Source organism: Gardnerella sp. DNF01189 (assembly GCF_049244195.1).
GTDB lineage: Bacteria > Actinomycetota > Actinomycetes > Actinomycetales > Bifidobacteriaceae > Bifidobacterium > Bifidobacterium swidsinskii.
Genome location: NZ_CP058385.1, coordinates 812,738 through 828,944 on the forward strand (window position 1 = coordinate 812,738; position 16,207 = coordinate 828,944).

General features: G+C 42.2%; 6 protein-coding genes. All 6 read right to left on the minus strand.

The genetic code is table 11. From position 1 onward, the window contains the following. Window positions 1-172: 172 nt before the first annotated feature. The gene (pepN, locus tag HXT41_RS03375) at window positions 173-2,788 is read right to left on the minus strand and encodes an aminopeptidase N (RefSeq protein ID WP_116994623.1); all 2,616 of its coding nucleotides are present in this window, start codon (window positions 2,786-2,788) and stop codon (window positions 173-175) included. Between the two features lie 96 nt (window positions 2,789-2,884). Beyond that, window positions 2,885-4,912, minus strand: coding sequence for a ribonuclease J (locus HXT41_RS03380; protein ID WP_102703229.1), 2,028 nt, complete (start codon window positions 4,910-4,912; stop codon window positions 2,885-2,887). Between the two features lie 154 nt (window positions 4,913-5,066). Then, window positions 5,067-6,461: an MFS transporter gene (locus tag HXT41_RS03385; protein ID WP_102703230.1), complete on the minus strand. Its 1,395-nt coding sequence runs from the start codon at window positions 6,459-6,461 to the stop codon at window positions 5,067-5,069. Window positions 6,462-6,522: 61 nt separating this feature from the next. Continuing rightward, entirely contained in the window at window positions 6,523-7,209 is a 687-nt protein-coding gene (locus HXT41_RS03390; RefSeq protein WP_102703231.1) for a GNAT family N-acetyltransferase, read from the minus strand. Between the two features lie 181 nt (window positions 7,210-7,390). Beyond that, window positions 7,391-11,584, minus strand: a complete 4,194-nt coding sequence (locus tag HXT41_RS03395) for an ATP-dependent DNA helicase (protein ID WP_421788531.1) — start codon at window positions 11,582-11,584, stop codon at window positions 7,391-7,393. A gap of 2 nt (window positions 11,585-11,586) precedes the next feature. After that, complete coding sequence (locus tag HXT41_RS03400; protein ID WP_103013818.1) at window positions 11,587-16,194, minus strand: PD-(D/E)XK nuclease family protein; 4,608 nt, start codon at window positions 16,192-16,194, stop codon at window positions 11,587-11,589. Window positions 16,195-16,207: the final 13 nt, after the last annotated feature.

Consider the following 16,207-nt stretch of genomic DNA (forward strand, 5'->3'; position numbering starts at 1 on the left):
GTTCCACAAATTGGCCAACGCTCGCGCGGTTAACGCTCTCGCTGCTGAGCTTGCGTGGAAAGTCCACTGGACTTTCCACCTGAGCAAGCTCACGCTCCGAGTTGCTTTCGCGCGCACAATGCTGCGCGAAAGCAGGTCGTCGCGCAAAACTCGCGCCACATTAATTAAGGCACTAGCACAAGGAAGCGTTGTAATGCTGTACCTTAAGCGTGCGGCGAGAAGAATCAAGGCTGCCGAGCACCATGCGACGCAAAGCCTGATCTGCATCAGCATGAGCCTCAAGCCACTTTTCACCGTGCTTAACCAGCTCCTCAACCGGCGCATACACAGGATACAAGCCTTCGATCAAAGCTTCAGCCATGTGGAAGGTGCGGTTCTTCCAAATCCACTCAACTTCAGCAAAGTAGCGATCAACGTAAGGCTTAACCAAATCGCCTTTAGCAGTGCTTGCAAAGCCAGCAACCACAGCGCCCATTTGCATATTCGTCAAATCGAGATTACGCAAAGCCTGTTCAAAAGCCCAATCCTTAGCTTCTGCAGTTGAGCGAGCTGCACGAGCCTGGTAAGCGTATTCGCGATTCTCAGTCGTGTCGCGCTTTTGAAGTTCCGCGTCAATTCCAGCTTCGTCCAAAGCATTCACGCCTGCGAGTGCAATAAGAATGCTCCAGCGCAAGTCGTTGTCGATTCCCAAGCCTTCCAGATTCACGGAACCGTCAAGTAATCCGTTAGCTACGCGCAAGAACTCGGCATCTCCAACTTCGCCGTATCCAAGATAAGCCTTAACGAGCTGGAATTGTTCATCGGAACCAGCCGAAGCTGCCAAAGCCAACTGCCACAATTCGTGAGCAACATGTTTTGCAACTTCTGCTTGACGCTCTGGAACAACGTAGTGGCTTGCAGTTACTTTCACTTGACCAAGAGCATAGCGGAAAGTAGTTGATTCTCGCTCAGTTGCCAAAGCTTTAAGGCTGAGTTCCACAAAGCGTTCTGCTGGGAATTCTGCGTCGCGAGTCATATCCCACAATGCGAGCCAAATAAGCGAGCGAGTCAAAGAATCCTTGAAACGATACAAGTTTTCGGCAGCAAATTCAAGCGACTTTGCGTCAAAACGTAGCTTCGTATAAGTTAAATCGTCGTCGTTTACAAGAATAAGCGCAGGCATTTTCTCGCCGCGCACCTCAACAACTTCCGTCACTTCGCCGTCAACGTCAAGTTCGATTCGCTTTGTGCGCTTAATTTCACCAGTTGCTTCGTCTACATTGTAGAATCCAACAGCCAAACGGTGCGCGCGAAGAACAGGATGCTCAGCTGGCGCGCTCTGATGCAAACGCAAGGAAGCAATAGTGCCGTCACCTGCTTCTTCGACTTCAGTAGAAATCGTATTAATTCCAGCCTTTTCAAGCCATTGAGCACTCCAAGCCTTCAAATCGCGTCCGCTTGTAAGCTCTAACTCGTGCAACAAATCAGCCAAAGTTGCGTTGCTGTATGCATGCTTGCTCAAATAGTTGTGGATTCCTTCAAAGAACTTTTCGCGACCAACATACGCTACGAGTTGCTTCAATACAGAAGCACCCTTTGCATAAGTGATGCCGTCGAAGTTGACGGAAGTGTCATTCAAATCGTTGATTGGAGCCACGATTGGGTGCGTTGTTGGAAGCTGATCTTGATTAAGTGCCCAGCTTTTTTCGCCGGAATTGAAAGTGCTCCAAGCGTCATGCCATTCGGTTGCTTCAGCAGTTGCAAGAGTAGAAGTGAATTCTGCGAAGGATTCGTTAAGCCACAAATCATTCCACCACTTCATGGTCACGTAGTCGCCGAACCACATGTGTGCAAGCTCATGCAAAACTGTTACAACGCGGCGCTCAGCATAAGCGTCCGTGACTTTGGATTCAAACACGTACTGGTCGCGAATCGTGACCATACCAATGTTTTCCATAGCTCCAGCGTTATATTCTGGAACGTAAATCTGATCGTACTTTGCGTACGGATACGGCACTCCCCAAGTCTTAGCGTAGAAAGCAAAACCTTTCTTCGTAATATCGAACAAGTAGTCAACGTCTTTTGCAAAAGCGTCTTTAAGTGCCTGACGGCAGTACATTGCCATTGGAACTACGCGACCGTCTTCATTGTTGTAAGTTGTGTGCCATTCGGCGTAAGAACCTGCGCAAATAGCAGTTAAGTAGGAGCTCATCTTTGGAGTTGACTCGAATACCCAACGCTTCATGCCTTCTACAGCGCCATTTTCCAAAGTGCCTGCTTCAGTTTCGCGGCCTTCCAACGCGGTTTCGCTTTTAACTGGCATATTGGAAGTCACAATCCAACTTTCTGGAGCGTCCACCGTAAAGTCAAAAACAGCCTTTAAATCCGGCTGATCAAACACAGCATAAACGCGGCGAGCATCCGGCACTTCGAACTGAGTATACAAATAAACGTTTCCGTCGGAAGGATCCACGCTTCTGTGCAAACCTTCGCCCGTGTTGGAATACTGGCAGTTTGCTACAACTTCTACGGTATTATGCTCAAGCAAATTTGCAAGCTCAATTCGACTGTCTGCAAAAACTTTAGAAACGTCAAGAGCGGTACCGTTTAACACCACAGATTCTACGCTGTTTGCAATTAAATCGAGGAAGCTTGCGCTACCAGCTTTAGCATCGAACTCAATCTTCGTGCGCGAAGTAAAATCGCGTCCGCCTTTTCCTAAATCGAGCGCAACATCGTAGTGAATTGGCATTTGGATAGCGTCGAAACGCTCTTGAGCTTCTACGCGAGTCAGATTTGCTCCTGGCATATTTTGTACCTTCCTTATATTTTTCTTATTTTTGATTATATTTACGATTATTTTTAGCTATTTACAAATAATTGCGAATATTTTCTTTATTTTTGATTATTCTTGATTATTTTTTGCAATATCCGCAACTACCGGCACGAGCATAGGCTTCCTGCGCAAAGCGCGAGCAACCCAACTACCCAAAGTTCGTCGCATAATCTGCTGCAACTTATGAGTATCGTGCTCACCGCGCATCATCGCATCCTGCAACTGTTCAACAATTTGATGACGAACCTTCTCAAAATCAGCCTCGTCTTCAGCAACAGCATTCAAGAAAATCTTTGGACCAGAAACAACGTCAGCGTGCTCTGTATCAACTACAACAAAGCTCGATACGAAACCTTCCGTGCCCAAAATTCTGCGCTTTTCAAGCTCTTCATCTGTAAGCTCACCAACAGAATCACCATCAACATACACGTAACCGCATGGTACAGAACCAACAACTGCAGCATTGCCATGATACAAATCCACAACATCGCCGTCTTCAGCAAGCACAACGTTATTTGGTTCAACGCCAGTTTTTACTGCAATCAATCCGTTTGCAACCAAGTGACGATGCTCACCATGAATTGGCATGGCGCACTTTGGCTTCACAATGTTGTACAAGTACAGCAACTCGCCTTCATTGCAATGACCAGACACGTGAATTGCAGCGTTATCTTTGTTGATTACACGCGCACCCAACTGCACAAGCTTGTTAATAACCTTATAAACTTCGTGCTCATTTCCTGGAATAAGCGAACTTGCAAGAATAACAGTGTCGAACTCATTAACAGTAATATCTCGGTGATTGCCATCTGCAATACGCCCGAGTGCAGCCATAGGCTCGCCTTGTGAACCAGTGCACATGTATACGAGCTTGTCGTCTTGAACATCCTTGGCCTGCTTTAAGTCCACAACCGTGTTTTCAGGAATATGCAAGTAGCCTAAATCCGCAGCAATTGACATATTGCGAACCATCGAACGGCCAACGAACACAACTTTTCTGCCAAACTTGTGAGCTGCGTCAACCACTTGCTGCACGCGATGCACGTGGCTTGAGAAACTAGCAACAATAATCTTGCGCGTAGCTTCAGCAAAAGCGCGATCCAAAGCCGGACCAATCGAAGTTTCAGGCTTTACAAATCCTGGAACTTCAGCATTAGTGGAATCAGCCATAAGCAAATCTATGCCCTGCTCACCTAAGCGACCAAACTCAACTAAATCAGTAATACGATGGTCAAGAGGAAGCTGATCGAGCTTAATATCGCCAGTATCAATCAAAGTTCCAGCAGGCGTTTTAACACAAACAGCAAGCGCGTCCGGAATCGAGTGCGTCACCGTAATAAACTCAAGATTAAACGGACCTACTTTCATCTTATCGCGGCCTTCAACGCGAGTAAGTTTCGGCTCAATATGATGCTCCTGGCACTTTGCTTCAACAAAAGCCAAAGTAAGCTTAGAACCAATTAACGGAATGTCAGGACGCATTTTAAGAAGGTAAGGCACACCACCGATATGATCTTCGTGACCGTGCGTTAAAACCAATGCCTCAACTTTGTCTAAACGATCCTGAATGTAGTGAAAATCTGGGAGAATCAAATCAACGCCTGGCTGCTCTTCTTCTGGGAATAGCACACCGCAATCGATAAGCAAAATATGACCGTTATATTCAATTACGTTCATATTGCGGCCGATTTCACCCAAACCGCCAAGCGGTACGATTCGCATTGATCCTTTACGATACTTTGGCGGCGCAATAAGAGCACCTTCTCTTTGATCGTTAACTACAGGAGGAAGAACATTTCCTGTTCTACGAGTTGATGACTTTGCATTTTCTGTTTTAGTTTCTTTGTTGAATTTAGCTTTTTTAGTTGATTTAGTTTTAGCAGTTTTTACATCTTTAGTAGATACTGATTTAGTTGAAGTATCAGCAGACATTTTTTTATTCACTTTTTTCACCGACTGTCGAATTTGCTTAGACGACGCAGAAGATTCTTGGTTATTAAGAGAACGCATATTATCAGCGTCAGATTGCAACGCATCGCGTACTACTTCAGCAAGAATTTCCTCAGTACGTTCATCATATTCTATTTTCATATTCATCTCACTACATCTTGCGATATTGCGCACTTCTTTCTAGTGTACCGTTAGGACTCAACTCAGCTTTTGTCACTGAAGCGGCAGAAACTTTACGCAGCTGTAAAATTTCGGTCGGATTAAAGCGAGAAAACGGCAGAAACTTTACACACGTGCGCAGTTAATGTCGCTTTTTAAGCACCATTACAATAAACCAGCCAAGCGTGGCGATAGGTATAGCTGCCATTGTTGAGATCCATGGAACCATCATTCCGGCATGCGAATTCCACGAGTCGATTGCAGCTCCAGCAGCCATCGAGCCTAAAGAACAGCCAACAGCAGACGCAGTTGGTAGCCATGAAAGACCTTCCGTAAGCGATTCTTCAGGAACAGTTGCTTTCACAATAAGATTTCCAGTAGCAAAAATTGGCGAAACGCATAAGCCAGAAAGCACTTCAAAAACGCTCATAAACATAAGTCTGTCAATATTAAGACTCATAAGCATAAATCCGACAGTTAGAACAGTCAAAAATACAATCAGATGTGACCAATCAGAACCACGGAATTTATGCGATCCAAAAATAATCGCTCCCACAAGCGAACCACATGCAAACAATGCCAACTGCATACCAATGAAATGATCAAGCCCCTGAGCTTTCATTGCAGCTGTTACAGACACGTCAAATGCACTAAAACTCATATTAAATACAACAAACATGAGCACAAGCGGGATAATGCCGCGGTAAAGCAGCACGTTTTTACCGCGCTTTTTTGAGCGATGATTATGCAATTGCTTAAGACTAAATTTGTCTACAAATGAGCGTTTCGCTTCTTGCTTTTGAGATGCCACATAATCTTTGGAAATTTCATCTTCTTTTTGAGAAGCGATTAATACATCAACATCTTCAGCTGCAGCAGTTGGAACTTCCACTACTTTGAGCACAGCAGGTTGAGTATTTTTTAGAGAAAAGAACCAAGCTCCGCCCAATCCACTTGCAAATACTGGCACGAATAATTGCGAAACAGGGTGCACAGAAGTTGCTAACCACGCGGCTAAAATAGGTCCTAATATAAACACAATTTCATCGATACCAGATTCCAACGCATAAGCAACGTTTAATAAAGAATCGTCATCTTCTGCACGCAATGTATAAGCCCAACGAGTACGCACCAACGCGCCAAAAGCAAACTGAGTTACACCCATCACAATTGCTAACACAAAAAGCAAAACAAGAGGAACCTTAAATAAAGCTGCAAATGCAAAAGAAATCATAGCGATTACTTGTGCACTTAGCGCAATAACTCCAACTTTACGCTGACCAAAACGGTCAAAAAGCTTAGCATACACAGGAGTTACCGCAGCTTGTGCAAGCACATACGACGCAGACATTGCTCCAGCAATAGTCCAGTTGTTATACAAATGGTTTAATGCAAGAACAATCCCCAACGCAATCATAGACATTGGCAAACGCGCAATCGCGCCTGCTACACAAAACGCTTTAGCTCCATTAAATGAAAATAATCTAGAATATTGAGAAAATACCGATGCTTTCTTAGTTGCCGTTTGGGACGACATATATTTCTTTGCTCCTTTTTGTCAAGCAAGTCACGCAACGTTATACATTTGCATATTTTTATTAACGCGTTTTAGAACGAGCATTTGCTTGCTTTGAACGAACTCTCGGCTCACCTGAGTAAATATACAAGTCATCCACCAAAGATTTCACGTTCTTAGCTTCATAAGGATGATCCGAGCGCATAAAAGAAGCATCTCTTCTAAGCCCGTGATAATCATAAAAGCTTACGTCACACGCTGAATCAGTATGTAAATAGTAACGATTTACTCCGTTATTTCTTAGCATATGCATTGTTCGCTTCCACAAGCCTCCACCAACACCATGCCCACGAGCATCTGGAGAAACAAGGAAAAGCTCCAATTCCGCTTGAGTTAAATTATTGATATGAGATTTCGCTTCAAGTTTAGTTTCCAACGCGCGCATGCCGTACGCTTCTTCTAAAGCGAGAGCATAGTTTTTGTCACAATTTTCTTTCATTGTGGCTTCTTGCTCGCGAAGCATTCTCCCTACTTCTGGAAATAAAACAGGTGCGTCAAAAACTCGCGCCAAAAGCAGACCCATAAACTTACCATCTATTTCAGCAATAGTACCATGCGTTGAAGGTTCTAAGTAATGCAACACACATCTTCGAGAAAGACTTAACGAAGCATCTTTCCCAACTTTTTGCGCAATACCCCAAGTACGTTCATATTCTTTAACCATTGCATCAATATCACTGAGTTTTACAGAACGAAATTCAACAGTCATGATTCTTCCTTACTTCATACTCAAATCGATGTTGTGCGTATGCCCGCCCACACACACTGCACGAGGAATCTGCACGTTTTCGAAGTGATGCACGATGCGTTTCAATCGCGGCGCAAAATACGTTACAGCAAACAAAAATTGCAGCAAATAAATTGCGACAAAATGATTGCAATAGCAACATTTATGCGTCATCATCATCGAGGGAGATTAACGTGTCAGAGTGTAACTCGGCAAGGATCTCATCTTTCGTTTTTTGCTCGGCATGAATTTCCCGTTCACATTCATCCGATATGTTCACATAATAAAGGGTGGCATCGATAGCATCAAGCGGAACCTTAGTCATAAGAGACAAAAGCAGACGATACCAGTCAAGCTGGCCAAGTTTAAGCGCAATATCTTGTGGTTTGGTTGGTTTTCTTCCGGTTTTCCAATCAACTATCGTGTACAATTTGCTTGGATCTTCTGGATTTAAACCACCTGCAAATATTGCGTCGATTTTGCCATTAATAATTTGATCGCCTAATTCTGGAACATGAGCTACAATCGGCTGCTCTGCTGCTATAGGACGGCGATGCGCCCATTTTGATGTTATTAAACGCTGCTTCCATATCAACAATTTGCGCTCCGAAGATTTTGCATTTTGCGAAATATTCTCGCAAGTTTCAGCAACGTTTTCAACAGCAGTCTCATCAACGTCATACTGAATAGAATTTTTATTCACGCAACCAGCTTTTACAAACTGTTCAGCCCAAGCATGAAAACGCGTTCCCAAATCAGAAGCAGGCGAAGAAACGCTAGGAATAGGGCGAATAATTGCCATCCATTCCTTCCGCAAACGCTTAGCATCCGCATCATTAAAATCTTCATTCGCGCGCGAATAATCATTACGAAACATAGCGCGTCTTTGCACAGCAGTCACATTGACATTTTCAACATTAGAAAGCTGCTCTGCTCTGTTTTTTAACTCTTGAATGTTGTGATACCAATCAATTTTCGGCATTAAATCTGCATCTTGTAGCAAAGCTTGAGCTTTGTAAAGCAAAGAATTATCTTTTGAAATACCAGAAATTTGATTACTAATTTTTGAATTTACAACGTCTTGCGCAGATTTTTGCAATACACTACGTATAGCTTCACTAGATGCACTCGGCCAAGATAATTGTTTCTCATTATCTTCAGTTGGAATAGTGCTTTCCTCGCTAAATAATTGCGCAAGTTGCGAAGCTGACTCCCCTACAACATAACCTACTTGATTTGAAGAATCTGAAACCTTAGCTGTGACCTGAACCGGAGATTCTTCAGATCCGCGCATTGAATCATACATTTCCTGCCAAAAAACAGAAGGTTTTTTAACTCTAGAAGTTGAAATATTTGAAGATTCATCTACAGAAGAAGCTGCACTATTGGCAAAATTTTCTTTATTCTCAACAACGCTCATAGCATTAGACTGGCTGCAAGTGAGCAATGCTGCGAATTTAGCACGCGTCAAAGCAACATACATAAGGTGACGCTCGTCAATATGCAAAGCGCGCCCACGCTCTTCGACTTGTGAAAGAGGCAATGTGCCAGTTTTCATCACAGCGTCATACACTTTGCTAGCTTCTGAAGGAATCGCTTCTACTGGAGCCTGCTCATGCTCATGGAATTTTTCTGCCAAATCAAACATTTCTCTAGCTCTTGATCCATAAACTTCTGCGTCGATATCGTCTACAGTTAACATATTTTTCAAAGATTTTTGAGGTTCCATGCTAGTTTCAAGATCAACATCGTGAGGGAATCTTGGCAATATGTTTGCATCCACTCTCATAGAAACAGGCACTTTTGCAGCAACTTCGAGCGTTGCGTATGCCCTTTCCCTGTACACGCCACTTTGTTGCGTTGCTATTACGCGCAAATTATCGCCTTGATTACTTGGGAACGCGCCTTCATTAAGCCCAACTATCGCTACGGCAGGCCATTCCAAACCTTTCGATTGGTGAATAGTCATTAATACGACATCCGCAGCCTCATCCACTGAAGAAGGTTGATCGTTAATTTTGTCTATATTGAAAATCCAAGACATAAACCCATGCAAAGTAGGAGTTGTAAAATCGCTCATTTCTTGCAAATACGCGTCTGCTAGTAAACAAATAGAATCGACAGTAGAATGCATATCGTCAAGAAGCGTTGCATTAGAGGAAGTATCATTCATAAGCGCACGAGATAGCGCAACGTCAATATCAACGTTAAGCGTTTCTACAGCAACGCGCATAATATCTTGCAAAGAGCCAGATTGAGCACGTTGTATTGCATGAATCATTTGCCCTATTCTTAACACTGCTACATAAGCTTTAGAGCTTAAATTATTTTTTAGCTCAAAAAGCAAATTATTGTTATTGTTGTCGTTATTTTTTGCTTCTTCGCTTAGTTGCGTTTCGTATGCTTCAAGCAAAACATCCGCCACAAAAACTCCACCATGAATACTATTGGTTTGCGAAGCTTGAGATTGCTGTTCTCGAACAACTTGCGACCACTTAGAGCGAGGAGTTTCAGCGTTTACTAAACCTGCTTGCACTAAAGCACGAAAAACATATTCGATATTCTTTGATGTTGCAATATTAGCTATAGCAGCCAAATCGTCAGTATTAAGCGCAAAACGAGGAGTTGCAAGCAATCTCATCAAAGCTTGAGTATTTGTGTGATCTGCAACAACAGAAAGAAGAGCTAAAACATCTCGAATTTCTGGTTTTTCAAGCAATGCAGAATACCCAACAGTAAGAGTGCGTAAACCTGCTTTTTGTAATGCTTCTTCATATAACGGAATATTATTTTTGCTACGGAAAAGAACTGCAACTCGAGCAGATGCAGAATTAGTATCGTCGTTTTCAGATAGCGCATTATGTTTTACATATTTTACAAAACGCACAACGGCTTCTACTTCTTGATATTGCGTAGGCATATTTAACACACTAAAAGTACCTTTTGGTGCATTATCTAAGTATTGCAAGTTTTTCACTTCTACTTCTGTAGCAAGTGAACTACTATGGCGAAGCGCAGGCACTCGCAAAGGTTTCGTAATAGAATTTGCAGCTTTTAAAATAAACTGCGAATTGCGTCGCGTTCTAGTAAGAGAAAACTCACTTGACTGGTCGATATTTAGTGCTTGCTCAAGCTTTCTGAAAGCTCCGGAACTAGCACCTCTAAACGAGTAAATAGCTTGGAACGGATCACCTACTGCAGCAATATGCGTTTGTTGAGTAGTTAAAAAGTCTTGATTTTCGCTAGTTTTCGCAGCAACACTAGCTTCTTCCACACCGCTAGTTTTTTTATGAAACAGCGTTGCAATCAGCATTGCTTGAGTTGTAGAAGTATCTTGATATTCATCAAGCAAAACTTGGCTGTATTGGCGGCGATACTGCTCTGCAATAGAAGGAAAATGCGTCACCAAACGGTATGCAGCAATAGTAAAATCGCTAAATTGCGCCATATTTGCGCGCTGCTTTGCTGCGTCAAAAGCCAAAACTAATTCAAGTAATACATTGCGCTTCTCAGCAGCTTCAAGCAAGTTATTACAAGATTCATAACACTTATTTTTTAATGTAATATTCAGGTATTCTACGTATTCTTTTCCGTAATTTTCGCACTTTTCGAAATATTTTTCATCTGAATCGTTTTTTCCGCGACGCAATTTAATAGAGCTAGGCTTTTTTGCAATTATTTCAGTAGTTTCAGCACAATTAATTGCTTTTTGCAAATGCTCAATCCAAGCGTTATTCCACTTTTGAATTTCTAAAACAGCTTTAGACGTGCTATCTATAGACTCTCCCCTGCTATTTATGCCAATCATCGAGCATGAAATATCTGCTGCGAGCGCAAGCACGTCGTCAATAAGCGCATCAAAACTATACCAAGACAGCACTTCCGCATGATTAGTAACATAATCGTTTACTAGCGGTTTTATTAATTCGCGCGCACCTGCATCGCTTAAAGGTTGCGTATTTTGATCAAATCCAACAAGCAAACCATATTGGCGCACAATTGACTGGAAAAAAGCATCGTATGTCATTACTTCTGGCTTCAAAAAGCCACTTGAAGATGCGGAATTTGCATTATTGATAAGCTTATTTATTTCGCTACTATGCTGACTTACAGCTTGAGCAACTCTTGCAAGCAGCTCAGAAGCTGCTTTATTAGTAAAAGTCAAACCCAAAATACTTTCAGGAGCAACTCCGCGCTCAATAAGGTCGATAACTCGACGAGTCATCGTATACGTTTTGCCGCTTCCAGCTCCTGCAACAATAATCATGTTCTTATTTGTTGGCGCTTGAATTGCTGCAGCTTGCTCCGCACTATCGGTGTTCTTGCGAGTAAATTGCTTATTTGTTTTATCAATCATAACTACAACACCTCATATACAGTGTCTATACAACCTGCGCATGCTGGGCATACTTGTTTTCCGTTGCAATACTTCAAGTGTTCAGAAGTTGGGTGCGCAATAATCTTATGCGAACGAACTGCCGCAGCAGCATAGCAAACGCGCGAAATCATAGTAAGAGACCATTTTGCACTTTGGTTTAATGATGTAAACGACTGCCAAGCGCTTTCGCTTACATTTTCTGGACAATTCTTCGCAATATCGTCAAGATGCGGACAATCTAACAATCTTGCCATATTTTTGAATCCAACTCGTAACTCAAGCGGATTATTATTGAAAGCATTTTTTACGCAAAGCGGCGGCTGATACACGTTTTCAGCAACGTTATGATCTTGAGCAGGATAATCGTTCTTAGCAACGTGAAATAGAATACTTCGCGAAATAATCGGCGCATTCGACGCATCAATAAGCGGATTCTCATCAGAAAAAAGTAAAGCAAGCTGGTAACAAACTAGCTGCAAATCGTTAAAAACTCCGCTTGCTGTTAAAGGCTTTCCTGTTTTGTAGTCCAGTAAGCGAATATGCTCGGAACCATCTGAATTGATGCGCTTTTCCATGCGATCAATTCGACCGTGAATATGTACTTGCATATCTTCACTTGCGCCATCCGGCCATCCTCCAACTAAAGCACCCATCAATTCGTAGCAATCATGCGTAGTAACGGTTTGCAAATTTGCATTCTTAAAAGTATTGTTCAATACGCGAGCAATATCATTAAATCCAAAATGCGCGCTTGTTTGCAATTCGCAATACGCTTGTTGCAATCTACCTATGCTACTTTCTAAAGATTTTTCGCTTTTTGTAAGAGATTCTAATATGCCGTTTTCTGACTTTTTTGAGTTAAGCGCATATGTTGATTGATCGTAAGAAGTGACAAAATATTGCGCAATTGCATGTAACGCACGTTTAATATTCTTCTCACGCGCAAGAGCCGAATAATGCTCCTTACTATCTCGAATATCTGCAAGTTCAGGCGCAATACTTAGGTAATACTTTTCCATAAGATTTGCGATTGCGTTACTGCGGCGCACAAGCGGAGAGTAGGGAGAATAGTCGGCTGAATTATTCGCAACTTCGGCTGAATTATTCGCTGTTTCAGTTTCATCAACTTCAGTTTCAGGCATATCGTAATGCTGATTTTCGCTTGCCCATCTTGCAGTTTCGTGAATGAGCGTGCCAAAATACGTTGCTGCACTGCCGGGTTGAGGACCTAAAAGCTGACGATTTAGCAATCCGCACACAGGGCATGCCCACAAACTATCTACAGCTGAAGGAGACAAGCTTACAACAGAACTAGCTTTTTTAGCAGAGCCAGCTTTTTCATTGTTTTTTTCATTGTCTTTTTCAACAGAAGATTTTTTATCAACATAGTCATCGATATCGCTCATAAAATCCCACTCAAAAGGATCAGCGCAAAATACTCCATTTTCTTTAAGTAATTGCAACGTTTGAGCAGCGTCAATAATCGCATTTCTAGACTTACTATTCTCACTATTGGAACTATTTGCAATATCGGGACTACTTGCATTACCTGCATTATCTGCACTACATGCACTATTGCCAAACTCTTCTTTCATAGAAGAAGCACGCAAAATTTGCGAACGAGCAGCACACACTAGTCCACGAGCATCCATATCTAAACCAGCAAAAGGTGTAGTAAATTCCGTAAAAGGCGTGCGCGAATTTTCATTATTGTAGTATCTTTCAGGCAAATAATAATAAAGAAAGTCGCTTGGCACAGCACTATCGCTATATTGCGCGCTTATATATAAACGCTCTGTTGCGCGCGTAATAGCTAACAAAAAACTGCGCTGTTCCGAAGCAAAAACTGCAGATTTATCATTATTCGAAAGAAGTGACGCATTCACAGTCAATTTAGAAGCAGAAATCTTAGAATGCAAAATAATATTCGCTAAACTTTCTGCGCCAAACATAGTGCTACGAGAAGCAAGATTTGGCCACACACGTTGTTGCAAAGTAGGCATCCACACAAGATTCCAATGTTTTCCAACAGAACCAGCAGGAGTAGTAAGCGTTACAGCATCTGGAACAGGTGCTACTTTAGCAAGAGAATCAGCTTCAATTTCCATGCCACGAACTTGAGCTATAAAATCTGCAATACTTACAACATTTTCTTGTCTAAAAGTATCGTCAAACGTATTCATTGAAGAAATATCAGAAGAAACATATGAAGAAACATAATCAAAAAGACGCATTGCAGCATCCAAGCGATCATTAGCTCGATAACCTTCCGAATTATGCTGTAAAGACATACGCTGCCAACGCTCAGCAACATGACAAATATTCCAAGCCTCACCAAGAGCGTATTGAGCATTACTCAAATCAGGATTATTGTGCATACGAGAAGCGAGAATTTGCACGTTTTTCCACAGTTTTACAAAAGCTGCAACGTGCGGATTTCGAGGAGCCATATTCTGCAATATTTGCAATACAGTAGAATCATCATCTATAGAACGTGCAACATCTGCTACACAAAGCAAATAGCACGCATCGAGAGATAATGGCATAAGATCATTTGAACTGCCATCAATACGACTATTATCAACCAAAATTTGAGATTCAACGTACGCTTTGCTTTGCGCATCATGAAGCGAATTTTGCAACAAATCCCAGTTATGAACAAGATTTTGCAAAGGAGCATTAGACTCAAAGTTCTTGTTCTTTTCACCATTTTGCTCAATTAAAACAGCCGAAAGAGAAGAAAGAGAACGCATAAGCGAATCTACAGAATATAACTTCGCAGGTATTTCAACGTCTAAATCACCGTAAAATCCAGAATCACTTTTAGTAATCGCGGAAAGCGGACTATCCATAATATTCTGAACTCGCAAACGCACCCACGAAGCCAAATTTTGCAAACTTCTACCATGTTTTACTTGCTCAACAATTCCAGAAAAACCGTGCTGCGCAAATTGAGCAAGTTCAATAAGCGCAAATAAACCTTGCACAAACGGCTCATCTTTTAATGGGCGAGTCACTGACGAGTATCGCACAGGAACCCCAGAAGCGCGAAGCTGCTCGCCAAAAAGACGAACAGTAGAATTGTCGTGCGCAATTAACGCCATATCGCTCCACTTGCGCTTATTATTTACGTGAGATTGCTTCATTTGCCAAATAACAGCATCTAATTCCTCGCGCTGTGAACGATATAACGCTGTAAAAACAGTGTCGTCTGAATTGAGATGAGAATTTTGGAGGGTTTCTATAGGCTCAATCGGTAAGGAGCCTACAAATTTTGGCATTTTCCAAGGGCGATTTGGGAGCGCAACATCTGTTTTATATTGCGAAGTAAGCGAAAGAGAAACGCGTGAAGCGAGCAATTCACGCATCGAAGGTGCTTGAGTATGATTTGCAAAAGTTAGATCTGCAGAATAATTTTTAGAAGAATCGGCAGAATCGTCGGAAGAATTTTCGCAAGAATCAGCAAGACCCGTATATTCTAAAGTTTGCTCAGCAGCATTCAACTCATCCAAAGCTGCAGAAATTGCATAATCCGGGTACGCTCCTCTAAACGATTGCACAGATTCATCCGGATTCGCAAGCAAAACTAAACGCGTGCCAATCTTCGACAAAGTCTCAATAAAACTCAAACCAGCCAAAGTAATATCTTGATAATCATCGACTACAAGAAGAGCTGGAATTTCAGAAGAATTTACTAAACCATGCTCTCCTAATTCGCGCGCAGATTTTGCACCCTCAACCAACAGTTGCGAAGCGTCAAGTCGGAAAGAAGACTTATAAGTGTCGGCAATTATTTTTCGATATTCAGCACGCAAAGCAAACGCCAAACGCCATTGAGTTAATCTACGTTTAATAAGCACAGACGTTTGTAAAATATCACTATTATTGGCGTAAGATTGCTCGTCACTAAGAGCGCGAAGAACTGAATTTTCGCTTTCAAAATCGCTAATACCAAGCTCATCTAAACGAGCGAGCATATCGCGCAATTGATGCATAAAAGCGTTGTTAATATCGAATCTATCTGCCAAAAATTCTGGAGACGAAGAAGCTGCTTGAGCAACCGGAGTTGCGGAAGGCGCAGAAGGCACTGAAGCGGCGGAAACTGCGCAAGTTAATGGAACAACCCATTGAGACGTTTCAAAATAATCCTTAAAAAGCGCACATATATTGCAATCACCATTATCTCCACGCATAACATGCTCAATGTGTGCGCGCAAAACTTTACGAAGCAAAGAATCCTGCTCAGCACCATTTAGCAGCTTAGGCGAAGGATTATTCTTTAACTTACAGCAAGCAGAAATGATAGTAAAAGCCAAAGAAGCCAAAGTGCCAACTGGACGAGACTGCTTACTTACACCAATTTGGCGAATAATAATATTGTCAATTTTTGAAGCAAGAACACGATTTTGCACAGCCATCGCAGTAACATTATGCGACCAACGCTTATAGCCGGAAATTGCTGCGCGCACAGCAAACTGCGTTTTACCAGTATTCGGCGCACCATACACAAGCAACGCATTAGTCACATTGCCAGAAGAATTGCGTAACGTACCGTCAAATAATGCTTGTAATGCAGTATCCTCACTCATACGTTTAATTCTA